17 protein-coding genes, 1 tRNA gene and 5 pseudogenes are annotated in these 25,232 nt (G+C 71.8%); 12 read left to right on the top strand and 11 right to left on the bottom strand.

All coding sequences use genetic code 11. The features are described from left to right. Positions 1–631: pseudogene (locus Sco07f_RS11760) on the top strand (IS5 family transposase); the annotation flags it as partial. Here the strand turns inward: Sco07f_RS11760 and Sco07f_RS11755 are convergent. Further along, on the bottom strand, positions 632–937 hold the full coding sequence (locus Sco07f_RS11755; RefSeq protein ID WP_108987816.1) for a barstar family protein: 306 nt from the start codon (positions 935–937) through the stop codon (positions 632–634). Positions 938–1,405: 468 nt separating this feature from the next. On the opposite strand from Sco07f_RS11755, the gene Sco07f_RS11750 reads away from it, so the two are divergent. Both Sco07f_RS11750 and Sco07f_RS40570 read left to right on the top strand, forming a co-directional pair. Further along, a complete protein-coding gene (locus Sco07f_RS11750; protein ID WP_244942034.1) occupies positions 1,406–2,908 on the top strand; it encodes a nicotinate phosphoribosyltransferase in 1,503 nt (500 codons plus the stop codon). 70 nt (positions 2,909–2,978) lie between these two features. Next, positions 2,979–3,071, top strand: a pseudogene (locus Sco07f_RS40570) (universal stress protein); the annotation flags it as partial. A 243-nt stretch (positions 3,072–3,314) separates the two neighbouring features. Here Sco07f_RS40570 and Sco07f_RS11735 read toward each other — a convergent pair. After that, complete coding sequence (locus Sco07f_RS11735; protein WP_108987787.1) at positions 3,315–4,217, bottom strand: pyridoxamine 5'-phosphate oxidase family protein; 903 nt, start codon at positions 4,215–4,217, stop codon at positions 3,315–3,317. A gap of 374 nt (positions 4,218–4,591) precedes the next feature. Here Sco07f_RS11735 and Sco07f_RS11730 point away from each other — a divergent pair, with 374 nt between their 5' ends. Continuing rightward, positions 4,592–5,173 carry an Rv1733c family protein gene (locus Sco07f_RS11730; protein ID WP_108987814.1) on the top strand — a complete coding sequence of 194 codons (582 nt, stop codon included), beginning with the start codon at positions 4,592–4,594 and terminating at the stop codon, positions 5,171–5,173. Between the two features lie 845 nt (positions 5,174–6,018). Here Sco07f_RS11730 and Sco07f_RS11720 read toward each other — a convergent pair. The 3 genes and pseudogenes from Sco07f_RS11720 to Sco07f_RS11710 form a co-directional block, all read right to left on the bottom strand. After that, a pseudogene (locus Sco07f_RS11720) lies at positions 6,019–6,365 on the bottom strand (transposase); the annotation flags it as partial. Between the two features lie 132 nt (positions 6,366–6,497). Further along, positions 6,498–7,052 carry an AAA family ATPase gene (locus Sco07f_RS11715; protein ID WP_007445829.1) on the bottom strand — a complete coding sequence of 185 codons (555 nt, stop codon included), beginning with the start codon at positions 7,050–7,052 and terminating at the stop codon, positions 6,498–6,500. A 140-nt stretch (positions 7,053–7,192) separates the two neighbouring features. Further along, positions 7,193–7,653 (bottom strand): annotated as a pseudogene (locus tag Sco07f_RS11710) (transposase); the annotation flags it as partial. Between the two features lie 153 nt (positions 7,654–7,806). Between Sco07f_RS11710 and Sco07f_RS11705 the strand changes: the two are divergent. Together Sco07f_RS11705 and Sco07f_RS11700 are read left to right on the top strand one after the other, a co-directional pair. Beyond that, entirely contained in the window at positions 7,807–8,274 is a 468-nt protein-coding gene (locus tag Sco07f_RS11705) for a winged helix DNA-binding protein (RefSeq protein ID WP_108987786.1), read from the top strand. 435 nt (positions 8,275–8,709) lie between these two features. Then, positions 8,710–10,248, top strand: coding sequence for an alanine/glycine:cation symporter family protein (locus tag Sco07f_RS11700; protein ID WP_007445783.1), 1,539 nt, complete (start codon positions 8,710–8,712; stop codon positions 10,246–10,248). Positions 10,249–10,362: 114 nt separating this feature from the next. Here Sco07f_RS11700 and Sco07f_RS11695 read toward each other — a convergent pair whose 3' ends face one another. Further along, positions 10,363–10,995, bottom strand: coding sequence for a hypothetical protein (locus tag Sco07f_RS11695; protein WP_108987785.1), 633 nt, complete (start codon positions 10,993–10,995; stop codon positions 10,363–10,365). Between the two features lie 183 nt (positions 10,996–11,178). Here Sco07f_RS11695 and Sco07f_RS11690 point away from each other — a divergent pair, with 183 nt between their 5' ends. Together Sco07f_RS11690 and nrfD are read left to right on the top strand one after the other, a co-directional pair. Beyond that, positions 11,179–12,225, top strand: coding sequence for a 4Fe-4S dicluster domain-containing protein (locus tag Sco07f_RS11690; protein ID WP_108987784.1), 1,047 nt, complete (start codon positions 11,179–11,181; stop codon positions 12,223–12,225). Further along, positions 12,222–13,277, top strand: coding sequence for an NrfD/PsrC family molybdoenzyme membrane anchor subunit (gene nrfD, locus Sco07f_RS11685; RefSeq protein WP_174855341.1), 1,056 nt, complete (start codon positions 12,222–12,224; stop codon positions 13,275–13,277). Before Sco07f_RS11690 ends, nrfD begins: the two co-directional genes overlap by 4 nt. Position 13,278: 1 nt before the next feature. On the opposite strand, the gene Sco07f_RS11680 is transcribed toward nrfD, so the two are convergent. Beyond that, on the bottom strand, positions 13,279–13,959 hold the full coding sequence (locus Sco07f_RS11680; RefSeq protein WP_087789002.1) for a haloacid dehalogenase type II: 681 nt from the start codon (positions 13,957–13,959) through the stop codon (positions 13,279–13,281). A 197-nt stretch (positions 13,960–14,156) separates the two neighbouring features. Here Sco07f_RS11680 and fdh point away from each other — a divergent pair, with 197 nt between their 5' ends. Next, a complete protein-coding gene (gene fdh, locus Sco07f_RS11670; protein ID WP_174855340.1) occupies positions 14,157–17,417 on the top strand; it encodes a formate dehydrogenase in 3,261 nt (1,086 codons plus the stop codon). 54 nt (positions 17,418–17,471) lie between these two features. Here the strand turns inward: fdh and selD are convergent, their stop codons facing one another. Continuing rightward, positions 17,472–18,497, bottom strand: coding sequence for a selenide, water dikinase SelD (gene selD / locus Sco07f_RS11665; protein ID WP_108987782.1), 1,026 nt, complete (start codon positions 18,495–18,497; stop codon positions 17,472–17,474). A gap of 71 nt (positions 18,498–18,568) precedes the next feature. Here selD and Sco07f_RS39750 point away from each other — a divergent pair. Continuing rightward, positions 18,569–18,662 (top strand) — tRNA-Sec (locus Sco07f_RS39750). A 34-nt stretch (positions 18,663–18,696) separates the two neighbouring features. Here Sco07f_RS39750 and Sco07f_RS11660 read toward each other — a convergent pair. From Sco07f_RS11660 to Sco07f_RS40110, 3 genes and pseudogenes are all read right to left on the bottom strand, one after another. Next, a pseudogene (locus tag Sco07f_RS11660) lies at positions 18,697–20,535 on the bottom strand (SelB domain-containing protein); the annotation flags it as partial. A 4-nt stretch (positions 20,536–20,539) separates the two neighbouring features. Beyond that, positions 20,540–21,841 carry an L-seryl-tRNA(Sec) selenium transferase gene (gene selA / locus Sco07f_RS11655; RefSeq protein WP_244942037.1) on the bottom strand — a complete coding sequence of 434 codons (1,302 nt, stop codon included), beginning with the start codon at positions 21,839–21,841 and terminating at the stop codon, positions 20,540–20,542. A 210-nt stretch (positions 21,842–22,051) separates the two neighbouring features. After that, on the bottom strand, positions 22,052–23,077 hold the full coding sequence (locus tag Sco07f_RS40110) for a DUF6215 domain-containing protein (protein WP_167468072.1): 1,026 nt from the start codon (positions 23,075–23,077) through the stop codon (positions 22,052–22,054). A gap of 227 nt (positions 23,078–23,304) precedes the next feature. On the opposite strand from Sco07f_RS40110, the gene Sco07f_RS11640 reads away from it, so the two are divergent. Both Sco07f_RS11640 and Sco07f_RS11635 read left to right on the top strand, forming a co-directional pair. Continuing rightward, positions 23,305–24,168, top strand: a complete 864-nt coding sequence (locus Sco07f_RS11640) for a TetR/AcrR family transcriptional regulator (protein WP_108987778.1) — start codon at positions 23,305–23,307, stop codon at positions 24,166–24,168. Between the two features lie 143 nt (positions 24,169–24,311). Then, on the top strand, positions 24,312–25,205 hold the full coding sequence (locus Sco07f_RS11635; protein WP_108987777.1) for a beta-keto acid cleavage family enzyme: 894 nt from the start codon (positions 24,312–24,314) through the stop codon (positions 25,203–25,205). Positions 25,206–25,232 lie beyond the last annotated feature (27 nt).

Below are 25,232 nucleotides of genomic sequence, written 5' to 3'. Positions count from 1 at the left end.
TGGCCGCAGTCCTGGCCACCGCCGACGCGGATGACGACGTGGAGTGGACGGTCTCGCTGGACTCCACCATCTGCCGGGCCCATCAGCACGCGGCTGGGGCCGTGAAAAGGGGGCTGCGCGACGGTCGGAACCCGACGATCACGCACTCGGACGTTCTCGTGGCGGCCTGAGTACGAAGGTACATCTGGCCAGCGATAACCGGGCACGGCCGTTGGCCCTCTACGTCACCGCTGGTCAGGCGGGTGATGCTCCGGCATTCGAGGCCGTCATGGCGAGAATCCGCGTCCCGCGACACGGACTCGGCAGGCCCCGGACTCGACCGGAGACCGTCCTCGCGGACCGCGCCTATTCTTCCCGCGCGATCCGTAGCCATCTCCGACGGCGAGGCATCCGCGCCGTCATCCCGCAGCCTGCCGACCAGGTCGGACACCGCCTGCGGAGAGGGCGAGCCGGAGGCCGGCCACCAGGCTTCGACGCGGAGGCGTACAAGCAGCGCAACACCGTCGAACGGTGCATCAGCCGCTTGAAGCAGTGGCGTGGTCTGGCGATGCGCACGGACAAGCTTGCCCTGGCCTACGAGGCTGCTTTGCACTTGGCGGCCATCCTGATCTGGTCCCGCTCGACGCGGTGATCAGAGCAGCTCGTGCACGACCAGACGCGACTGCCTCCCTGAAAAGACGCTTCGCAGGGCTCGAGCTTCGCGGTTCCGGGCCGCGAAGACTCCTCGTTTGTCCACGTGCACGACCAGGACGTCATAGCTGTCGATGACCTCGGAGATGCCCCGCGTCTGGATGGTGTCCCGCCAGGCTTCCGTGTTCCGGCCAAACCACTCCGGCAGTCCGCAAGGCTCAGCCACGGCGTCCCAGAAGTCATCGAGCGTCTCGATCGACCTACCCCGCAGGTCAACCACCAGCTCCGACTCAATCCTCTTGGCCATCACGACAGAGTAATCGGCCCTCATCCAAGGCGTCAGACCTCCAAAGAGACAGGACCTAGGCCGACCGGGACCGCGCCATGAACCCAGAGGCCCCTGGTCCGGCCCCCGTACGTGAGTGAGGCTGTGAATCAGGGGATTACCGCAAGACGAGGCGATCGTCATGGAACGACTCCAGATGACAAGGCGCCCGCGCCCACCGCGCCGGCCGGATCCACCCGACCTGCGTACACCGTCGGGACGCCCCATGCCGTACTAGCCGATGTGCCGGGCGACCGACCAGGGCCGAGTCCGGGCCGGCCGACGGCCCGGGTCCCGCCGAGGCTCCGCCCGGTCGACGATGCCACCGTGCGATGTGCCGTTGGTGATCCCACGACCGCCGAAGATCCCGAGTGCGCAGCCGGCGACGTGCTCACAGATACCCGCCTCCCACGGACACCACTGCCCGGACGTCCAAGAAGGAGCGCCCTCATGAACGCCACCAGCCTCCCGCCCCCTCACGAGGACGAGGCGGTTCTGCTCGGCCACGGGGCGGGCAGCCGGACGACCGGCGACCTGCTGGACACCCATGTGCTGCCCGCTCTCGGCGGACGACCGGGCGCCCTGGAGGACGCTGCCCTACTGCCCGACCACCCCGACCTCGTGATCAGCACCGACGGCTTCGTCGTCAGCCCCCTCTTCTTCCCCGGAGGCGACATCCGCTCACTGCCTCCCGAGCGGGGCTTCCTCGTGAGCGCGGGGACGGAATCGGCGCTCGACTACCTCAGTGATTTCCGCGTCACCGCCGCCGACCTGGAGGTGTTCGCCTCCGCCCTGCGTCGGCCCACCGCCGACGTCGCCGCCCTGAGTGGCATGACGTTCACCGGCGAGGTGCGCGCCGTGCCCGAGGGCCGGATCGTGTACGCGGGAGAGCCACTCCTGGAGGTGACCGCTCCGATCTCGCAGGCCCAATTGGTCGAGACCTTTCTGCTCAACCAGATCTCGCACCAGACGGCCGTGGCGTCCAAAGCGGTGTGCTCCGTCCTGGCTGCTGCCGGACACCCGGTGGTCGACTTCTCGCTGCGCCGCACGCACGGCACCTGCGCCGGGCTGCAGGCCGCCCGCACCGCGGCGCTGACAGGCTTCGCGGGCACCAGCAACGTGGCCGCGGCCGTCCGATGGGGGCTGCCCGCATCCGGCACGATGGCCCACTCCTACATCGAGGCGTTCCCCGACGAGGAGGCCGCCTTCCGCGCCTTCGCCCGCTCCCATCCCGGGCCCGTGACCTTCCTGGTGGACACGTACGACACGGAGCGCGGGGTGCGCACGGCAGCCCGGGTCCTGCGTGACCTAGAGCGGGGGCCAGGCTGCGCCGTCCGGCTCGACAGCGGCGACCTGGATGATCTCTCCCGGCGGGCCCGCAGCGAACTGGACGCCGCCGGCCTGCCCGGCGTGCGCGTCATCGCCAGCGGTGGCCTCGACGAGTACCGGGTCGACGCCCTGGTCCGCTCGGGCGCGCCCATCGACGTCTACGCGGTCGGCACCCGTGTCGGCACCTCCGCCGACGCCCCCTACCTCGATTCCGCCTACAAGCTCGTGGAGTACGACGGCCACCCGGTCATGAAACTGGCGTCGGGCAAGACGACGCTGCCGGGGAGCAAGCAGGTGTACCGACGTCCGGGCCACCCGGACATCATCGCGCTACGGGAGGAAGAGGCACCGGCCGGTTCGGAACCACTCCTTCGCACGCTGATGCGCGACGGACGTTGCTTGAGCCAGCCAGACGCCCTGCCCGCGGCACGAGTCCGCCTGACGGCGGACCTGGCGGCTCTTCCCTCCGAGACCCTCCGACTACGCTCTCCTCAGCCGGGGCGGGCCGTAATCTCGGAGCGGCTGTCCGGGCTGGCGGAAGGGCTTCGGGAACAACTGCTCGCCTCGCATCTCCTCCCCGGGGCCCAAGGGGCACCGGCTACATGGCGTGAACCACCGATGTAGTCGGCTGGCGCGTCACGCCGACAGCGGGCAGCGTGGACAGAGACGGGAAGCACGTACGAGTGAGGTGACTATGCAATCCTCTGAGCCGACAGCACGCGTGGTCGTGGGCGTGGACGGGTCCCCTTCCTCCTATGCCGCGCTGCGCCGGGCGGATCGGTACGCGACGCTCGGGTAAGGTCTCGGCGCTGGTCACCTGGCTCACAGGCGACTCACACGCCACCGTCACTCAAAATCCGTAGCTCCGTCTCCGGAGGACTGGCCATCGAGTTCGTCACTGTGCAGTGGGACACCACCGCACGCAGGGCAGCCACTTCCTCCGGCGGCAGGCTCCGGCGCCACGACGGTCAGGGACAGGGAAGCCACGTCGGCCGAGTCGATTCCATTGCCGCGCCCAACGGCGCACCGCTCACGACTCGGCCGCCGAGGTGATGCGCCGCCCGGTCAGACGTTCCATGTTCACGGCCAGCCAGTCGATCCGCCGTCCCCCGGCCCAGGGCCTGGCGTGCGCGGCCTCGTCCAGCCGTGTCGCTTCAACGGGATCTGTCACGGCCCGGCAACGACCCACGACCAGGACGCTCCATCCCTGGCTCATGGCGTCGTCCACCTGGTCGACCTCGAAGGCGACCCGCTGGTCCACGGCCGAGGCCGTTGTGGAGTTGGGGGCGGTACGGAAGGCCACGGCCCCGTCTGTCACCTCGTAATTGACCGGAAACACGGCAGGACCGTCCTCCGAAGTGAACGCGATGCGTCCCACTCCGCGAGTGGAGAGCAGGCCCCGGCACTCCTCTTCGCCGAGGTCGAGCAGGTGCGGGTCGCGCAGCGCCGATCCCCGCCCGGGCGGTCGGTCCGTGCCACCTCCCTGCAATGCGCCGTACGTCGTCCCCAAGGCGTCTGCCAGCCGCACCAGAGTGCCGGAGCCCGGGTCGGCTGTACGCGTCTCCGAGTAGGACAGATAGCCGGGTGCCATACGTGCTCTCTCGGCAACCGCTTCGATGCTGAGACCCTTGCGGCGACGGGCTGCGGCCAGGCGCCGCCCCACGTCCCCCGCGTCACCGCCGTACACCGAGCCGTGGTGCGTCCGGCCGGCAGTCCGCGTCGCCTGCGGCATCGGCCGCCGCGGTTCCCCGAGCCGGTCCACATGCGCGTCGGGGCCGGGGAACACCAGCGTGACGTCCCCGGTGTCCGACCAGCGCACGTCGTACGGGGGCGTCCCGTCGTCGTGGTGCAGGCCGACTATCTCACCGTCCCGCCGAGTGACACCGGTGGAAGGGCTCTCCACGACAAGCCGGTCGCCAACGTGTGCGTACATGACCGTCCCTCTCCGTAGATGAGGCTCCCTACCCAGGGTTACGCGCCGGCGCCGTGCCCACTAGACGGTTGAGGGTCCCGACGTGGTGCCGAACGGCCCTCTTCGCGCGTGCACGAAGGCATAAAGCGCGGCGGGATCCCCCCACGGGCGTGGTGGTGACCCGACAGGGTGGCTGCGTCGGCTCTCTGCGGGCATCGACGGGAGGCGATCTCCTCGTCGGCCGTCCGCACGTCGACGCGTCGTAGACGTCCTACGAAGCACCGCGAACGATCAGGGCCGGACGACCCATGAGGAACCCGGGCGGTGCCCGAAGGGCCCCTGTTGCACCGGATCCCACGGCGTGAGGCTGGAGACGACAGCCGGAGGTGGTCACGATGCGCGGAAACAGAACCATTCGACGGTCTCTGTGGCGCTGGCGCCGCAATCCGTTGCGTCGGCGCGAGGACGTGCTCGAGGCATGGATCCTGCTGATCGTCTGGCTCGTCATCGCTCTGGTGGGCCCCGTCGCAGGAGTGCTCGGGGCACAGGTCTCCGCCCACAGCGCCGCCCAACGACGCGCGGAGCGCCATGCCGTCACCGCCACGCTCGTGTCGGACGTGCCCCACAACGCGCTGGCCGACGGGACGACGGGGGGCCGCGTCGACGCGACCGTGCGCTGGACGGCGCCCGACGGTACCTGGCACTCGGGCAAGGCCGCGGTCGACGGAGCACTCAAGGCGGGTTCCCGAGTGTCGGTCTGGACGGACCGGCAGAACAACTTGACGCCCGCGCCCCCGACCGCAACACAGGCAGGCGTGGACGCCGCCTTCATGGGTGCGGCCTCGTCGTTCGCCGTCGTCACGACGGCGGCTGCCGGCTACTACGGAGCCAGGTTGGTCCTCAACCGTCGGCGTCGCACGGCGTTGGAGGACGAGTGGCAACAGATCGGATCCCAGTGGGGACGCACGGCCAGCTGAGCCGAGCCGCGTGGGGACCTGATGTCCCGGAGCGTCGCTGGGGAAGAGTTCTCCGCCGCCCACCGGGCTCCGAGTGGAGCATCTCCACAAGTTCTGAAGCGCGCCACACGCTGCAAACCCAAGCTGCCCAACTTCCTGACGGCACCCCGCTGGCCCGCCGACATGCCGGGGGGATGCGACCAGACCCCATTGCTCAGGCAAAGCAGACTGCATGCTGGAGCAGACGACCGTGCGTCGGGTACGGCTTGGTGCCCTACCTCCTGCTTCTCTGTCCACACGCCCAAAAAACTGCCCGTCGGCATCGATATCCTTACCAAACCCCGCCCTCCGTCGTAGCCGGCTACCTAAAGAAGCCCGGTGGGGGTGGTCCCCACGGGGCTTCGCCGTATCACCGGCGCTGTCACGCGTCTGTCACCAACTACGCCGACGCCCCCGGACCGCAACGCCCTGACCTGCCACAACCCGCCCAATATGGACTGACGTGGACGCCCGAAGACGGTCTCTACAACCTGTGCCATGTGGTACCGAGGGACGGCCCCAAGATCAGGACTGGTAGGTGTTCTGGCCCGTCAAAGCGGTATTGCAGCGTCTCGGTCTTGCCTTCGGTCACGGGTTCACACCTTCATCTGTCACGATCTGTCACACGCCCCCTTGCGAGACCTCCCCATGCCTCCGCCGCTGGAAGCAGGTCCGCCACGTCCGGCTTCACGTACCACTTCTTCGTCGTCTTCACGTCGGTGTGCCCGGCCCACCTGACGAGCAGGTGATCCGGCACCCCGTTGTTGGCGAGGTACGTGAGGCAAGACGCCCGAGCATCGTACAGACGGACCCTGCGAAGACCGTTAAACGGCGACCTGGCTGTTCTCGATGCGTCCGGCGGTGTCAGTGCATTGGCGCTGGACCCCGACCGTGGCGGTGCCTTCTTGAGATCGCCGGTCTCATCGACGACCAACACCGCATCGTCGTCCTGCAGTTGCTCGACACCGAAGCCGCGGAGGTCGTCGCGGACTGCATCAGCATCCCGCCTGGCCCTGGACGGCAGATGCTGCGAGCCGTCCGGGGTCGCGTTCCCGGCCTGCTCGGCGAGCTTCCAGCAGTTCTTGCGCGGCAGGTCCGACAACAGTCCAAGAACGAACTCCCTTGCCCGACGCAGCGGTTCCACCCGCGCGGACCGCGGCGCGATGCGGCCCAACAGGGACTCGAACGTGTCCTGCCAACGGGCAGGATCTATGCTGTGACATGCGGCCACCGACCGATCTTCTGTCTTCACACACTGATGGTCACCGGTGGGGGTGCCTGTTCCCGGACCGGCCCGCCAACACGATCATGATCTGCGGGCGAAGTGAGGCCCGGCCCAACCGGTGGCGGCCACTACCTCCCGCGCGATGTCAGCGACGAGCCGTCCGTCCGTCGGCACTCGCACGGTCTCTGCGAGGGCACGCTGGTCCAGGAGCCGTGCCTTGCGGATACTTCCTGCCAGCTCGTGTTCCAGCTCTGAGCCGAGTTCTCGGCCCACCAGCCGCTCGCGGGCGGTGGCGTCGGAGGCGGTGAGCAGAACTCGTACGATGCCCACTCCGGCCCCCATGGCACGTTCGAACATGCCCGCCGCTTCCGGCAGCACACTCAGGGTGTTCGTATAGATCAGGCGTCGGTAGCCACGCTGGGCGAAGTTCGTCCACACGGCAGTCAGGTTGCTCTCGGTGATCTCCGCGCGGTGAGGGTCTCCCTCTGGTGCCGGATGCACCTGCCCCATGAAGTCACCATCGATAATCGCGTGAGCGACCGCCTCGGTGCGCAGCAGCGCGGAAACCTCCCACCCCACCGTCGTCTTGCCGACACCAGCTCGTCCGCCGATGAGCAGTACTTCTGCGTGATCCATGGAGGCAGCGTGCCAGCGGGCGACCACCTCACGCGAACGGTCAGAACAACCGGCCGCCAGGAATTCCCGAAGAGAACACCCCGGAGGTCAACGGGCCCCCGTGCGTCGGGCTCGACGCGGGCACGGACCTGCTTGCGGGAGCCGACGGCGTCCTCCGCCCCCGATTCCTCCCAGGCTCGGCAGTCGTTGCGGTTGCCGGGCAGGGGCCGGCCGACCACGACGACCAGGCGGGTGTCGGCGTCGATGACGACCTGGTGGTTGGTGGAGCAGCGGCAGTTCTTCGACTGCTCGGCGAGCGCGTGGTCGCGGATGGGCACGAGGGTGCCGTCCACAATGAGCGCGGTGTCCTTCCCGAACCGCCGGCGCGACTGGAGCGCGAGGAGCTCGCCGAGGCGGTCCGTGATCCGGCAGGCCGCTGATTTCGAGACACCGAACAGCGGCGGGTCCGGCCCTCCAGCGACGGGCTCCACGGTCGGCCACGATGTCCGCCAGCCGCAGGTTCCCTGCGTACGGCCGTCACCAACTTGCTGAAGCGGCACGGGCTCAGCCCGGCGAACGGGGCTGTCCGGGACGGTCCCGATGCCGTGATCACGCCGGCCACCGGAAGATCGTCCCACCTGTGATCAGGTGCCACAGGCAGCCTTCCAGGTTCCAGATCACTCGCTTGACCTCAACCGCGCTTGCGGTCCTACGTTCTTCGCATGACCTGCACGGTGTGCGGGCTCCACACTGAAGTACTGGGAGGGGACCTTCCATGACGACCCAGCAGCTCTCCGACGCCGAACTCGCCAGCCAGCCGGCTGCGTACTGGACCGGTGTCGCCTACGAGGCGCTCATCGCGTACATACGGGCCCGGCAGGCCGAAAAGGGCTACACCCAGCCCCAGTTCTGGCTGCTGCGCAACCTGTCGAAGAACGACATCTCGCCTGACGGAGAGGGGATGACCCTGCCCGAGCTGCGCCAGGCCATGGCCTCCTACATCCGGCCCGAGGACGATCTGGCGGCGGAGGCCGAAGTACTCCTGGAGCGCGGCTGGTTGACCCGGGACGCCGAGAAACGGCTGTGGCTCACCGCAGAGGGAGAACAGGCCCGCGTCGACATTGCCGGCCTCGCGCCCTCGATCGTCTCCGTCCTCCACGAGGGCATCGACGACGCAGACTACGTCACCACGCTGAAGGTGCTCCAGCGACTGATCCGCAACGCGGGCGGGACGGCCGCCTGACAGGCCGCGAGCCCGGGGCAAAAACACCCCGGGCATGACCACGCTCCCGTGCGGTCCGTCCGTCCGTGACGGGCGCACGGCCGTGCCGGAGAGCACCCGTATAGGTGCACACGGCACGCTTCCCGGGTCCGGATAACGGTCGGGTCTCACCTGTCGGAACATCCCCTGGTCACGAGCCGTGACGTGAGATACGTCACTAAAAGTTCGGCAAAGACGTGGTACAACAGCGCAACTTCGCAGGTCGATCGGCCAGGCATCGACGGCGAAGAGCCGACCTGTTGTCGACCTGCACACCGCTTCAGCCCGGCCCGGTCACGGTGCGACACCGTTCCGTGCACCCCGGGTCCGCTCACCGGACAACGACGTTCGCCCAGAGACCGCTCAACCAGGCGAGACACCCCACCCCGCCCCACCAGCGTCACCGAGGTAACCACCGTGTCACTCGACTCCGTCACCCAGTCCGTCGACGAAGCAGTCAGCGGATTCTTCGAGCCCATAGCCAAGTGGCTGGGAGAAGTCGTCTTCTACACCGTCCCCGTCGGCGGGACCGATCTCCCGCTCATCGTCGCCTGGCTCGTCGTCGCCGGCCTCGTCTTCACCGGCTGGTTCGGCCTCATCCAGCTCCGCAAGTTCAAACTCGCCGTCGACGTGGTGCGGGGCAAGTACGACGAGAAGGGGTCGACCGGCGAGGTCAACCACTTCCAGGCGCTGACCGCGGCCGTCTCCGGCACCGTCGGCCTCGGCAACATCGCCGGTGTGGCCGTCGCCGTCTCCATCGGCGGCCCCGGCGCCACCTTCTGGATGATCCTGTGCGGCCTGCTCGGCATGGCCACCAAGTTCGTCGAGGTCACCCTCGGAGTGAAGTACCGCGAAGTACACCCCGACGGCACCGTCTCCGGCGGCCCCATGCACTACCTCCCCAAGGGCCTGACCGAACGCTTCGGCAAGAACGGCAAGATCCTCGGCAAGATCCTCGCGGTCCTCGCCTCCTTCCTGATCCTGTTCTTCGGCCTCTTCGGCGGCAACCTCTTCCAGGTCAACCAGTCCTACGCGCAGCTCGTCTCCGTCACCGGCGGCGAGGACGGCGCACTCGGCTCCTCGGCCGGCGCCCTGTTCTTCGGCATCCTGATCGCCGCACTCGTCGGCATCGTCCTGCTCGGCGGCATCCGCTCCATCGCCAACGTCACCAGCAGGCTCGTGCCCGCCATGGCCGGCATCTACATCGTCGCGTGCCTGATCGTGATCCTGGTCAACATCACCGCCGTCCCCGACGCCCTCACCTCCATCGTCGAGGGCGCGTTCAACCCCGAAGGCGTCGCCGGCGGCGTCCTCGGCGCACTGATCATCGGCTTCAAGCGGGCCGCCTTCTCCAACGAGGCCGGCCTCGGCTCCGCCCCGATCGCCCACTCCGCGGTCAGGACCAAGCACCCCGCCAGCGAGGGCCTGGTCGCCCTGCTCGAACCGTTCATCGACACCGTCGTCGTCTGCACGATGACCGCCCTGACCATCGTCATCGCCAACCCCGCCAGCTGGGGCGAGGCACGCGCCGGCGAGGACATCGGCGGCGTCACCATCACCTCCGACGCCTTCGAGACCGTCCTGCCCTGGTTCCCCTACATCCTCACCGTCGCCGTGCTGCTGTTCGCCGTCTCCACGGTGCTGACCTGGGGCTACTACGGCCTCAAGTCCTGGACCTACCTCTTCGGCCGCAGCCGCGCCAGCGAAGTGACCTACAAGGTCGTCTACACCGTCTTCGCCGTCGCCGGCTCGCTGCTCACCCTCCAGACCCTGATCGACATGGCCGACGCCTTCCTCTTCACCCTCGCCGTCATCAACATCATCGGCCTCTACCTCCTCGCCCCCGTCGTCAAGCGCGAACTCGGCACCTTCCTCGAGTTCGTCCGCGCCCGCAAAGCAGACCCCAACGCCGGCAACGGCGACGACGACCAGGAGCCGGTGAAGACCACCGTCTGACCGCTCACACGGCCCGGCTCCTCAGGAACGGGCCCGTGCCCACCCCGCGCCTGGGTGGAGCACGGGCCCGTTCGCCGTGCCCGCACCGACGGCAAGGGCGGACAGCGCGTGTCCTTACGCGGGGACCGGCGGCAGCCCGTGCCGGCGAGCGTAGGCCGCACGGCAGCTCTTCGCGCAGAACCCCAGGGTCCGGCCCTCGTGCTCGAGGGTGACGGCCCCCCGCCCCAGTCGCACGCTCATGCCGCACATCGGGTCGACCGTGACCCCCTCGGGGAGGCCTGCACCGGCGGCATCGGTTCGCGCGCGGTACTCCGCCGTCATGCGGCCGACGACCTCATCGGCGGTGCCGGGCTTGCCGTCCATCCCGATGCTTCCGTCGGCGATGCCGACGACGTTGATGCACAGGTGACCCTCGGGGCGCTGCCATCCGTACGAACGGTCGAGGCGGCGCACCGCGCGACGCACCATGCCGATGGTGGTCCGCGACATCTCGGTGCGCCACGCCTCCGGCACCGTGAGGGTGACCCACAGCGGCGGCACGTTCCCCGGCCGCCACGGACCGTCGCCGGTGGTCCAGCTGTCGAGTTCGCGGAAGCCGACGTGCGTCATCGCGCGCGCACGGCGCATGGTTTCCTCCGCCACGCCCTCTTCCGCGCCGACCAGCACCCGACAGACGTCGGCGGCGAGTTCTTCGCGGTCGTCAGCGGTCAACGCACCGCGCGGGCAGGCGATCTCGATGAGGAACATCGGGGTCCTCCAAGGGTCGGACGCGTCCTGCCACTGTACCCCCGGGTGGTATGGAAGTCCTCGGACCGCAGAGGTGGTCCACGGGTCCTCGCGCCGTCGTTTGGCCGGGCGGCTCCGGGGCACTCAGGCCCCGGCCGGCTCGACGGCACACGGGCGACTGCGCAGGGCGAGGAGGCCCCGGAGATGACCGACAACACCGAGGTTCCGGGCGCGAACCGGCTCTCCGGGCCGCAGCCCGAGGTGGCGCGTGCCGCCGGTTACCCGGACGCCCCGCCCCGCATGGGTTTCTTCACGGACACCTCCGTGTGCATCGGGTGCAAGGCGTGCGAGGTGGCGTGCAAGGAGTGGAACGCGATCCCCGAGGACGGCCTGGAGCTGACCGGCATGTCCTACGACAACACCCAGGGGCTCGGCGCGGACACCTGGCGGCACGTGGCCTTCATCGAACAGCGCAAGCCACTGGGCGGACAGGAACCCGGCGTCGGCCACGAAGCCGTCGACGTCTTCGCAGCCGCCGGTGCGCTGGGCACCTCCCCGTCCTCGCCGGGTCCCGGCGCGACCGCTCCCGCGCCCGGTGGCGGGTCCGCCGCCGCACCCGGTGACGGGCCGCCGGCCGCCGCGCCCGCCGGGGAGATCTCCCCCGTGGCGCCGGAGGGCCGTACCGAACTGCGCTGGCTGATGTCCTCCGACGTGTGCAAGCACTGCACCCACGCCGCCTGCCTGGACGTCTGTCCCACGGGCTCCCTGTTCCGCACCGAGTTCGGCACGGTCGTGGTCCAGGAGGACATCTGCAACGGCTGCGGCTACTGCGTGCCCGCCTGCCCGTACGGCGTCATCGACCAGCGCCCCGACGACGGACGGGTCTGGAAGTGCACGCTGTGCTACGACCGGCTCGGCGTCGGCATGGAACCCGCCTGTGCCAAGGCCTGTCCGACCGACTCCATCCAGTTCGGCCCGCTGGACGAACTGCGCGAGCGGGCCGCCGACCGGGTGGCCCGGCTGCACTCCGCCGGGGTCGCGGACGCCCGCCTGTACGGCGCGGACCCGGGCGACGGGGTCGGCGGCGACGGCGCCTTCTTCCTGCTCCTCGACGAACCGGAGGTGTACGGCCTGCCCCCGGACCCGGTCGTCACCACCCGCGACCTGCCCGCCATGTGGCGGCACGCGGCGACGGCCGCAGCCTCGCTGGCCGCGCTCGCCGTCGTCAGCTTCGCCAGGAGGCCGCGATGAGCGGCTCGGACGTGACCCGCGACGGCGTCGAGGGCGCCCGCCCCGGCCGCGACGCCCTCACCGGGGCCCACGCCGGCCGCCGCCGTCGGCGCAGGGGGCGGGGCCGGGGCGAGCGGGCGATGGTGCCCGACGCCGAGTTCTCCTCGTACTACGGCAAACCGATCCTCAACAAGCCGACGTGGAAGCCCCTCGACATCGCGGGCTACCTCTACCTCGGCGGACTCGCGGGCGCCTCCTCGTTGCTGGCCGCCGGCGCGCACGCCACCGCGCGGCCCGCGCTCGCCCGGACGGCCGGGCTCGGGGCGGCGGGTGCCGTCTCCCTGTCCCTGGCCGCGCTGGTGCACGACCTGGGCCGTCCCGGCCGCTTCCTCAACATGCTCCGGGTCTTCAAGCCCACCTCCCCGATGAGCGTGGGCTCGTGGCTGCTGGCCGGTTACGCGCCGCTCACCGTCGTCGCCGCCGCCACCGACGTCGCCGGCCGGTACCGCCCGCTGGGCACCGCCGCCACCGTGTCCGCCGCCGTGCTGGGCCCCGCGGTCGCCACCTACACCGCCGTACTGGTCGCCGACACGGCCGTGCCGTCCTGGCACGAGGGGCACCGGGAGCTGCCGTACGTCTTCGCCGGGTCCGGGGCCACCGCCGCCGCCGGGCTCGCGCTGGTCTGCGCGCCGGCCGGTCAGACGGGCCCCGCGCGGCGCATGGCCGTGCTGGGCGCCCTCCTCGAACTCGGGTCGTTCCGGCTGATGAAGCGACGCATGGGGCTGGCCGCGGAGCCCTTCGAGAACGGCAGGGCCCGCACGCTGCTTCGCGCGGCCGAGACGCTCACCTCGGTGGGCGCCGCGCTCGGGGCCGGCCCCGGCGGGCGCAACCGGGCGGTCGCCGCGATCGCGGGCGCGGCCCTCCTCACCGGTTCCGCCGCCCTGCGGTTCGGTGTCTTCCACGCCGGGATCGCGTCGGCGGAGGACCCCAAGTACACGGTGCTGCCCCAGCGGGAGCGGCTGGCGGCCGCGGCGCGGTCCCAAGAGCCCGGCGGTGCTCCCCCGGCGTCCTGAGTCAGCCCGCGCCCAGCTGCCGGGCCAGGTCGGCCACCGAGCCGGCGGTACGGTCGGCGGGCCGCCGTGCCGACGGGTACGGGACGGGCGTGCGCCGCACCCACGCCGTGCCGAGGCCCGCTCGTGCCGCGCCGTCGATGTCCCAGGGGTGCACCGCGACCAGCGTCGCCGCGGCGGCCGGGACTCCGGTCTCGCGCAGGGCGTACGCGTAGGCGTCCGGCGCCGGCTTCCAGCGCCCGTCGGCTCCCTGGACGTCGAGGTGGGCCGCGAAGCACTCCGCCAGTCCGGCTCGGCGCAGGACGGCACGGCTGGTGTCCGCCGATCCGTTCGTCAGGGTGACCAGGCGGTGTCCGGCCGCGTGCAGGGCCCGTACGCCCTCGGGGACGTCCGGGTGGACGGGGAGTTCCGGCAGCGCGCCCAGGACGTGGGCGGCCGCGGCCTCGGGGTCGGCCGCCGGGGCGCCTTCCCGGGCGAGGTGGGTGAGCAGGGCGTCCCGCGCCACGGTGGCGAAATCGGCGCGGCCGCCGGCCAGGGTCAGCGCGATGCCGTCCCGCAGGACGCCGGCGAACCACTCCGGCAGCAGCCGGGCGGGCAGGCCGATGTCCGCGAAACGGGGCGCGAGCGCGGACAGGTCGGTGAGGGTCTCGTTGACGTCGAAGACCAGGACCTCGGGTCCGCGCACCGCGGTCTCCTCTCCGGGCCGTGTCCGACCGACTCCACGGACTCTACGGACCGGCCGGACGGTCCGCGATCGGACGGTCCCGTGGAGGCTCCCCGCGGTTCCGGGTGATTGCCCCGGGCCCATCGGGGCACTCGCGCCGACGATCGCCACGACGGGACGCACGGACACGACGGGACACGACGAGAAGGGCAGGAGTGATGGGCGTACGCACCTGGATCGACTCCTGGCCGGTCTACCGCCAGCTGAAGGGGACCGATCCCCTGGGCCGCGGGGCCGCCGCCAAGAGCGGGACCAGCGCACGTCTCACCCCGCGCGTCGCCTCCGCCGACCGGGTCGTCAAGTCGATCTGCCCCTACTGCGCGGTGGGCTGCGGACAGAACGTCTACGTCGAGGACGGCCGCGTCACCCAGATCGAGGGCGACCCCGACTCCCCGATCTCCCGCGGCCGCCTGTGTCCCAAGGGTTCGGCCAGCCTCCAGCTCACCACGGGCGGCGCCCGCGAGCACCACGTCCTGTACCGCCGCCCGCACGGCACCGAGTGGGAGCGGCTGGGCCTGGACACGGCGATGGACATGATCGCAGACCGGGTGATCGCGGCACGGCGCTCCGGCTGGCAGTGGGAGGTCGACGAGACCCGTACCCGGCGCACCCTCGGCATCGCGAGCCTCGGCGGGGCGACGCTGGACAACGAGGAGAACTACCTGATCAAGAAGCTGTTCACCGCCCTGGGCGCGGTACAGATCGAGAATCAGGCGCGTGTTTGACACTCCTCCACCGTTCCCAGTCTGGGAACCTCGTTCGGCCGCGGCGGCGCGACCACCTTCCAGCAGGACCTTCAGCACTCCGACTGCATCGTCATCCAGGGCTCGAACATGGCCGAGTGCCATCCGGTCGGGTTCCAGTGGGTGATGGAGGCGAAGGCCCGCGGCGCGAAGGTGATCCACGTCGACCCGCGTTTCACCCGCACCAGCGCCCTGGCCGACGTCCACGTGCCGCTGCGCGCGGGGTCGGACATCGCCTTCCTCGGCGGGATCATCAACCACGTCCTGCGGACCGGGAGTTACTTCCGCGACTACGTGGTCGCCTACACCAACGGCCCGGTCGTCCTGAGGGAGGACTTCCGCGACACCGAGGACCTCGACGGCGTCTTCTCCGGTCTCGACCCGGACAGCCGCAGCTACGACAACGGCAGCTGGCAGTACGAGGGCACGGAGATGCAGGCGGCCTCGGGCCAGCGCGACCAGGAGTACGACCGGCGGACCCGGGCCGGCAGCAGCGTGACGGAGGCCGCCCGCGGCGAGGCGCACGGCTCCGGCGGTGCCGACATCGGTGAGGGCGAACCGGTGCGGGACGAGACCATGTCCCATCCGCGCTGCGTCTTCCAGGTCCTCAAGCGGCACTACGCCCGCTACACGCCGGAGGTGGTCGAGCAGGTCTGCGGCGTGCCGCAGGACGTCTTCCGCCAGGTGTGCGAGCTGGTGACGGAGAACTCGGGGCGGGACCGCACCACGGCGTTCGCCTACGCGGTCGGGTGGACCCAGCACACGGTGGGGGTGCAGTACATCCGGGCGGCCTCGGTCCTCCAGAGCCTGCTGGGCAACATCGGCCGGCCGGGCGGCGGCATCCTCGCCCTGCGCGGCCACGCCTCCATCCAGGGCTCCACGGACATCCCGACGCTGTTCAACCTGCTGCCGGGCTACATCCCCATGCCGCACGCCCACCAGCAGCAGGACCTCGACACCTTCGTCGAGGCGGACGCGGCCCGCAAGGGCTACTGGGGCAACATGCGCTCCTACCTCGTCAGTCTCCTCAAGGCGTACTGGGGCGAGACCGCCACCGACGCCAACGACTTCTGCTTCGACTACCTCCCGCGGCTGACCGGCTCGCACTCCACGTACGAGACGGTCATGGCCCAGCTGGAGGGCGTCTGCAAGGGCTACTTCCTCGTGGGCGAGAACCCCGCCGTCGGCTCCGCCAACGCCAAGCTGCAGCGCCTGGGCATGGCCAACCTGGACTGGCTGGTCGTGCGGGACTTCTCCCTCATCGAGTCGGCCACCTGGTGGAAGGACGGCCCGGAGATCGAGACGGGCGAGATGCGCACCGAGGACATCGGCACGGAGGTGTTCTTCCTGCCGGCCGCCGCGCACACCGAGAAGGACGGCAGTTTCACCAACACTCAGCGCCTGCTGCAGTGGCACCACCAGGCCGTACCGCCGCCCGGCGAGGCCCGCAGCGACCTCTGGTTCGCCTTCCACCTCGGCCGGATCGTCCGGGAGAAGCTCGCCGCGTCCACCGACGAGATGGACCGGCCGCTGCTCGACCTGACCTGGGGCTACCCCACCAAGGGCGAGCACGCCGAGCCGGACGCGGAGGCCGTCCTCGCCGAGATCAACGGCCACGACGCCGACGGCAACCCCCTGTCGTCGTACGAGGAGTTGAAGGACGACGGGTCGACGGTCTGCGGCTGCTGGATCTACTGCGGGGTCTACGCGGACGGTGTCAACCAGGCGGCCCGCCGCAAGCCGGGACGGGAGCAGGACTGGGCCGCGAAGGAGTGGGGCTGGGCCTGGCCCGCCAACCGCCGGATCCTGTACAACCGCGCCTCGGCGGACCCGGACGGCCGGCCCTGGAGCGAGCGCAAGGCCCTGGTGTGGTGGGACGCGGACGAGGGTTCCTGGACGGGCCACGACGTCCCCGACTTCAAGCCCGACAAGGCCCCCGACCACCGGCCGCCGCCGGACGCCAGGGGGCCGGCGGCGCTCTCCGGCACCGACCCGTTCATCATGCAGGCGGACGGCAAGGCCTGGCTGTACGTGCCGTCCGGCCTCACCGACGGCCCGCTGCCCACGCACTACGAGCCGCAGGACTCGCCCTTCCCGAATCTGCTGTACGGCCAACAGCGCAACCCGGTCCGCCACTTGCTGCCGCCGCACCCGGACAACCGCTACCAGCCCAGCGGCACCGAGCCCGGCTCCGGGGTCTTCCCGTACGTCGCCACCACCTACCGGCTGACCGAGCACCACACCGCGGGCGGCATGTCCCGCTGGCAGCCCTATCTCGCGGAGCTCCAGCCGGAGTTCTTCTGCGAGGTCTCACCCGAACTGGCCGCCTCGCGCGGGCTGGAACACACCGGCTGGGCGACGATCGTCAGCGCCCGCGGCGTGGTCGAGGCGCGGGTGCTGGTCACCGACCGCATGGCGCCGCTCACCGTGCAGGGCCGACGGCTGCACCAGGTCGGCCTGCCCTACCACTGGGGTCCCAACGGCTACGCCACCGGCGACGCCGCGAACGAGCTGCTGCACCTGTCCCTGGATCCCAACAGCCACATCCAGGAGGCCAAGGCGTTCGCCGTCGACATCAGGGCGGGCCGTCGCCCGAGGGGTCCGGCCGCACTGGAGCTGGTGCGGGACTACCGGGCCAGGGCCGGCATCGACGAGGACACCGGCACCGCGCCGTAGGGACCGAGCCGCAGGGAGCGAGTCGTAGGGACCGAGCCGCGGGGGGTGCCGCGGTCATCCGAGGACGACGGAGTGGGCGCCCCTCGGCACCAGTTCGCCGATGACGGGGGCGCCCGGCACCTCGCCCGCCACCAGCAGTCCGCCCGAGGTCTGCGCGTCGGCGAGGAGCAGCCGGGTGTCGGCGTCGGCGTCGCCGAAGTCGGTGAACGGGGCCACCCACTCCAGGTTGCGCCGGGTGCCGCCGCTGACGTACCCGTCCCGGACGGCCTCCCGGGCCCCGTCGAGGCAGGGCACGGCGGCGGTGTCGAGCACGGCCGTCACCCCGGAGGCGCGGGCGAGCTTGTGCAGGTGACCGAGCAGGCCGAAGCCGGTGACGTCGGTGGCGCAGGTGGCCCCGGCCGCCAGGGCCGCCGCGGACGCGTCCCGGTTCAGCGCCACCATCGTCGCCACGGCCTGCTCGAACCGCTCGCCGGTGGCCTTGTGCCGGTTGTTGAGGACGCCGAGGCCGAGGGGCTTGGTGAGCGACAGCGGCAGTCCGGGGCGGCCCGTGTCGTTGCGCAGCAGCCGCTCCGGGTCCGCGACGCCGGTGACGGCCATGCCGTACTTGGGTTCCGGGTCGTCGACACTGTGCCCGCCGCCCACGTGGCAGCCGGCCTCGGCGGCGACGTCCAGTCCGCCGCGCAGCACCTCGCGCGCGAGCTCGAACGGCAGTACGTCGCGGGGCCAGGCCAGCAGGTTGACGGCGACGAGCGGCCGGCCGCCCATCGCGTAGACGTCCGAGAGGGCGTTGGCCGCGGCGATGCGGCCCCAGTCGTAGGCGTCGTCGACGACCGGCGTGAAGAAGTCCGCCGTGGAGACCACCGCCCGGGCCGGACCGCCGCCCGGCGCGGGCAGGGTGACCACGGCGGCGTCGTCGCCGGTGGCCAGCCCGACGAGCAGGGAGCCGTCCGCGGACGCCGTCCCGGGCCCGACGAGACCGTCGAGCACGTCCTCCAGTTCACCCGGCGGAATCTTGCAGGCGCAGCCGCCGCCGTGCGCGAACTGCGTGAGCCGTACGGGTGTGTCGCGGACGGTCGTCATAACTGGCCCTTCCGGTGGGTCGGTTTCGGTCGTGGTGGGGACACGGCGCTCCTGTAGCCTGGCCGGGCGGTGGAGGCGTGTGGGTGCCTGGTGGCCCTCCCGGTCTTCAAAACCGAGGTGTCCGAGGATCTCGGGCAGGCGGGTTCGATTCCCGTCCGCCTCCGCTTCCCGCGGTCTCCCGGCAGCGCCGGCGCTGGTCGTCCACGCGTTCGGTGTGTCCCTGCCGGTCCAGCAGCTCCAGCAGGGGCACGGCGACCCGGCGTGTGGTGCCGAGGGCGCGGCGCGCCTCGCTCAGCGTGAACGGCCGGGGCAGCGACCGCAGTACGGCGGCGGCCTCCGTGTCCGCGCCGGGCAGCAGCACGACGCCGTCGGCGACCCGCAGCAGCACGCCGGCCGCGACGGCGGCCGCCAGCGTCCTGTGGTCCAGCCCCAGTTCGGCCAGCCGGCCGGCCTCGGGAGCGCGGAACGGCGACCGGCGCAGGTCCGCCCTCAGGGCGTCGACCGCTGTGCGGACCGCGGGCGGCAGCGACGGCCGTGTGTCACCGGGGCCGTGCAGGCGCCCTTGACGGTGGCTCAGCACGACCCCGCCGGGCGTGTCGACGAGGGCCTGGACGAGGGCGCGGTCCGGCAGGCCGAGCAGGCGTCTGGCCGCCTCGGTGGGCAGCCCGGGGTCCAGCGGCTGGCGCTCGGCGTGTCGCGCCACCTCCGCTGCCAGGCGGTCGCGCAGTCCGGCCCAGTGCGCGGGGTCGGCCAGCCAGTCGCCGGTGACGGGCGGGCCGGGAGCGGTGATGCCCATGGCTTCCAGATCCGGGCGGCGGACGAGCCGGCGGCGCCGCAGTTCGGCGGCACCGTCCGGACGGCCGGTCATGACCGTCAGCTCGGCCGCCCTGGTCCGGGCCGCCCCGCGCCGCGTCAGCCCCGGCGGCGCCACGTCCAGCACGGTCAGGCCGCACGGGGCGCGCCGTCCGCCCGCCTCCCGCAGGACGGCCCGGTCGCCGACCCGCAGCGGGAGTCCACGGGGCAGGGTGAGCCTGGCGGTGTCCTCGCCCAGCGGCCGGACGGTCACCGGTACCGCGGCGGTCCCGATGTGCAGGGTGACCGTCCGGGGGAGCTCCGCCACCGGTTTTCCGTGCACCCGGACGTCGGTCAGGGTGGTGGGCAGCCAGCGGTCGGGGGTGAGCAGCACCTCGCCCCGGCCGAGCGGGATGTCGGCGCCGCCGTGGACGTTGACCGCCACCCGGGCCACGCCGCTGACCGACGTCCGCTCCTCGTGCAGGCATTGCAGTCCCCTCACCCGCAGGGCGTTCGTGCCGTCACCCGTCACGAGCCGGTCGCCGACGCGCAGGGTGCCCGCTCCCAGGGTGCCCGTGACGACGGTGCCGTGGCCGCGCACGGTGAAGGCGCGGTCCAGCCAGAGCCGTACGTCGGCGTCGGCCGGCGGGTCGGGCAGTGCGGCGCTCAGCCGGGCCAGTTCGCCGCGCAGTTCGGCGAGCCCCGTGCCCGTCACCGCGCTGACCGCGACGGACGGCACGGTGCCGAGGGAGGTGGCGGCCAGCCGTTCGACGGCGTCCGCCCGTACGGGTGCCGGGTCGGCCAGGTCACCGCGGGTCACGGCGAGCACGGCGTGCCGGACGCCGAGCGCGTCCAGGATCTCCAGGTGTTCCTGGGACTGCTGCTGCCATCCCTGGTCGGCGGCGACCACGAAGAGCACGCCGGGCACCGGGCCGACGCCCGCGAGCATGGTGGAGACGAAGCGCTCGTGGCCCGGTACGTCGACGAAGGCAAGGTGCTCGCCACCGATGCCACCGATGCCACCGACGTCGCCCGCGCTGCCCGTACGGCCAGGGACGTCCGGTGCGTCCGGTGCGTCCCGTGCATCCGGTGGGTCCGGGTCCAGCCGGGTCCAGACGAAGCCCAGGTCGAGCGTCAGGCCGCGGCGCCGCTCCTCCTCGTAGCGGTCGGGCTCCATGCCCGTCAGGGCCCGTACGAGGGCGGACTTGCCGTGGTCGACGTGCCCGGCGGTGGCCAGTACCCGCATGTCCCTACCTCTCCCCCGCCCTCACGCGGCGCACGGCCTCGGCCAGCCGCTCGTCGTCCTCGGCCGGCACCGACCCGAGGTCCAGCAGGCACCGCCCGCCGTCCAGCCGTCCGACCACGGGAACGACTCCTGCGCGCAGCGCGGTGGCGTACGGCTCGGGCAGGGACAGCGCGGCGCTCGGCAGCGTCATGCCGGGCGCGCCGCCCCCGCCGACGGTGGCCCGGCCGGCGACCGCCCGCGCGTCGACGCCGTCCGCCCGCAACGCGCCAGCCAGCCACTCGGCGCGGCGGGCGAGCTGCTCCGGGTCGGCCTCCAGGGCCTGTTCGGTCGGTGTCTTCGGACCGGTCAGCGTGGCTTCCAGCGCGGCCAGGGTCAGTTTGTCGACCCGCAGCGCCCGGGCGAGCGGATGGCGGGACATGGTGCGGACCAGATCCTCCCGGCCGAGGACGAGTCCGCACTGGGGCCCGCCGAGCAGCTTGTCCCCGCTGGCGGTGACCAGGGCGGCTCCGGCCTCCAGCTGGCTCCGGGCGTCAGGTTCCTCCGGCAGGCGCGGGTGGGGGGCCGGCAGTCCCGACCCGATGTCGGCGACCACCGGGACACCGAGCGGCGCGAGTTCGGAGATGCCGGCGGCGCGGGTGAAGCCGGTGATGCGGAAGTTGGAGGGGTGCACCTTCAGGACGAAGCCCGTCTCGGGGCCGATGGCCCCGGCGTAGTCCTGGACGGTCGTGCGGTTGGTCGTGCCCACCTCGCGCAGCCGGGCGCCGGTGGACACCAGGAGGTCGGGCAGCCGGAAGCCGTCCCCGATCTCCACCATCTCCCCGCGGCTGACCACGATCTCCTTGCCGGCGGCCAGTGCGGTGGCGGCGAGGACGAGCGCGGCGGCCCCGTTGTTGACGACGTGCACCGCGGCGGCGGACGGCACCCTGGCCCGCAGCGCGGCCAGCGCGGTCCGGCCCCGGGGGGCCCGTACGCCGGTCTCCAGGTCCAGTTCGACGTCGGTGGGTCCGGCGGCGTCCTGCACCGCCTGCCGGGCGGCGGCGGACAGGGGTGCCCGGCCGAGGTTCGTGTGGAGCAGCACTCCCGTCGCGTTGATCACGGGCCGGAGTCCGCACGCCGTCCGCGGCAGAAGGGCGATCGCCTCGTCGGCCACCGCGTCGGGCGGCACGGCACCCTCTCTGGCCCGCTGCTGTGCGCCGCGGACCGCCGACCTGACCCGTTCCGGACCGAGCCGGTCCGCCGCGTCCAGGAGACGGGGGTCGCGCAGCAGCACGTCGGTGCGGGGGATGCGCCGCCGTGCGTCCGGCACGGCGTGCGCCGCTTCGCCGGTCTCGACGGCACCGCTCGGATCCGCCGCCGCCCTCTCGCCGCGCAGCTCGGCCGCGTCCCGCTGTTCCACGTGTGTCCTCCGCTCCTGCCCGGCCGCGCACTGCCCGGGAACATGCATCGTTCCCCCAGTGCCCGTTGCGGGTTCCGGGACACGCCGGACGACGGCGACGGCGTATCGGCGGGCGCCTTGTCACATTTTGCGCGCGGGGACGGCCGGGAGGACCTTCTCGGTGATGTCGAGGAGGGCGTCGTCGTCGGGGAAGGCTCCGGACGTGCTCCACACGGTGATCTCGTAGTAGCCGCCGCGGTCCTTCGCGTCGAGGGCCACGGCCAGCGTTCGGGCCAGGGGGCCCTGCTCGACGGGCCCGCCGGACGCGCCGCCGAGGCTGATCTCGATCTTCATGGTGTGGTCGGAGGAGAAGACCGCGGGCCGGCCGAGGACCTCGGTCTTCTTGACGTCGATCTCGTTCCCGTAGTCCATCAGTTTCACGTACTGGGCGATCGACAGGTGGTTGTAGGTGACCGCGACGTTCACGGTGTAGGTGTCGAACTCCACTTTGGCCTCCGGCTGGGCGACCTTGCCGCCGGTCAGCGGAGCGGTGTTGTTGGAGGCGGACGCCCCGGTCGCGGTCTCCGCCGGCGTTCCGAGGAGCCGGGCCAGATCGGGCGTGTTGAGCGCCTCGCACAGCTCGGCGCCGGTCACCGTACGGGGCGGCTTCTTGTAGGCGCTCGGCAGCTCGGTTTCCTGTCCGTCCGGACACGAGACGGCGTGCGGCGTGCCGTGGGCCTCGGAGGGCAGCAGCTTCGGGCCCAGCCACACCGCGGCCCCGAGGGCCGCGAACACCGCGACGGCCGCGAACGCCTGGCCCCACGCGTTGGGTTCCTTCTCGCGCACGGTGGGAGCGGCGGGAGCGGCGGGAGCGGGACGCTGCGGCGCCGGGGCCGGGGCCGGGGCCGGGGCCGGGGCCGGAGTGTCGGGCGTCGTCCCGTCCACCGAGGCGGCCGGAGCCGGGTTCCGGCGGGCGCGCAGGGCCTGGACCACCGTGTGCACACGCAGCGCGGTGGCCACCAGGAACACCGCGCCGATCACTCCCAGGACCCAGTCCTTCTCGTCGATGGCCATATACGCGATGCGTACGCCGAAGACGGACCCGACCACGATGAGGAGGGGTTCACGGACCCAGAAGGGCAGGAGACGGACGAGGAAACCGAGCATCCGGTGATCTCATCAGGGACATGATCACGTGAGCTGTGACGGAAGCCACGCTTCCGGGCCCGGTACTCAACCGTGATGGAACGGGGCCGCCGCTGCCTCCACGTCGCCCCCTCGGGGCGTTGCGCGTCTGACTGACACGCCAGTCAGCATGACAATGCGCTGGACATCGGTAGTTTTTCGCGACCTCGTGTTGAGTTTTCCGCAACACATGCCTAGGGTCGTGGCCCGTGGAAACCGACGACGTCCCCGACGGCGCACCGAGCGCCGACACCGCCGCCCGCGTCCGCGAGGTCATCGCGACGGCGGGCGTCAGCCAGCGCGAGTTCGCGCGCCGTGTCGTGATGGATCCGTCCAAGCTCTCGCGTTCGCTGAGCGGCACCCGCCGCTTCACGGCCGCGGAGCTGGCGCGGATCGCCGACGAGGGCCGGGTCGACGTGGGCCGGCTGCTCGGCACCCGGCCCCGCGAGAAGACCACGGCACCGGCCGTCGGCGTCGAGGGCGGGCGGCCGCTTCAGATCGTCCGGGAGACGGTGCGGCTGATCGCCGAGCACGGCTTCCACGCGGTGCGGGTCGCCGACATCGCCCGCGCCTGCGCCACCAGCAGCGCCGCGATCCACTACCACTTCCCCGGCCGCGCCGAACTCCTCGAGGCGGCCGTGCGCTGGTGCATGGACGAGGACACCGCGCGCCGCGCCGCCCTCCTCGCCGAGGCGGACGACGCGGCGGCGGAGCTGCGCCAGCTCGTCGCGCTGCAAACGCCGCGCACCGCGCAGCAGCGCCGCCAGTGGGCGGTGTGGCTCGACCTGTGGGCCGAGGCCGCGCGCTCCACGGCGGTGGGCCGGCTGCACTCCGAGTACTACCGGCAGTGGCGGGAGACCGTCGCCGACGTCGTACGCCGGGGTGTCGCCCAGGGCGTGTTCCGCGCCGAGGCCGATCCGCAGGCGGCGGCGCTGACGCTGACCGCGCTGATCGACGGCCTGGCGACGCACGTCCTGTCCGTGAGCGGCCCGTCGGCCGACCGTGCCGCGGACGCGATGCACACGGCGCTGACCAACCACGTCACCCACACGATCCTGGCTCCTCGGCCCTGAACGACAGGCCCCGAGCGGCCGGCCACGAGCGACGAGCCCTGCGCAACGAGCCCCGAGCAACGAGCCCTAAGCGACGAGCCCCGAGCCCCGAGCAACAAGCCTGACAACAAGCCCTGACCGGCAAGATTTCGGGAGGCCCCCGCATGCCCCTGACCGACAACGTCATCATCACCTGCGCGCTCACCGGTGCCGGCGACACCGTCCGCAAGAGCCCCCACGTCCCCGTCACCCCGGAGCAGATAGCGAGGAACGCCGTCGAGGCGGCCGACGCCGGGGCGGCCGTGGTCCACATCCACGTACGCGACCCGGAGACCGGCGCCCCGTCCCGCGACCCGCGGCTGTACCGGGAGGTCGTCGAGCGCGTCAAGGAGACCGGCACCGACGTCGTCATCAACCTCACCGCCGGTATGGGCGGCGACCTGGTCGTCGACCCGGACGACCCGCTCACCCACCTCCCCGGCACCGACCTGGTCGGCGGCCTGGAGCGCCTGCCGCACGTCGAGGACCTGCTGCCCGACATCTGCACCCTGGACTGCGGCTCGCTCAACTTCGGCGACGGCTCGAACCTCTACGTCTCGACGCCCGACATGCTGCGCGCGGGCGCCCGGCGCATCCAGGAGCTGGGGGTGCGGCCCGAACTGGAGATCTTCGACACGGGTCAGCTCTGGTTCGCCAAGCAGCTGCTCGCGGAGGGCCTGCTCGACGACCCGACCGTCTTCCAGCTGTGCATGGGCATCCCGTGGGGCGCGCCCGCGGACCCCGGAGTGCTCCAGTCGATGGTCAACATACTGCCGGACGGGGCACGTTGGGCGAGCTTCGCGCTCGGCCGGATGCAGATGCCGTGGGTCGCGCAGTCGATCCTGCTGGGCGGGCACGTCCGCGTGGGCCTGGAGGACAACCTGTACCTCGGCAAGGGCAACAAGGCGACCAACGCCCAGCTCGTCGAGCGGGCGGTGACCATCACCGAGTCGATCGGCGCCCGCGTCGCGACCCCCGACGAGGCCCGCGCCACCCTCGGCCTCAAGCCGCGCAAGTGACCCGCCGCGACGACGAAGGAGCCCCTC

This window comes from Streptomyces coelicoflavus (assembly GCF_003112555.1).
GTDB lineage: Bacteria > Actinomycetota > Actinomycetes > Streptomycetales > Streptomycetaceae > Streptomyces > Streptomyces coelicoflavus.
This window is presented reverse-complemented; position numbering and strand designations above follow the sequence as displayed.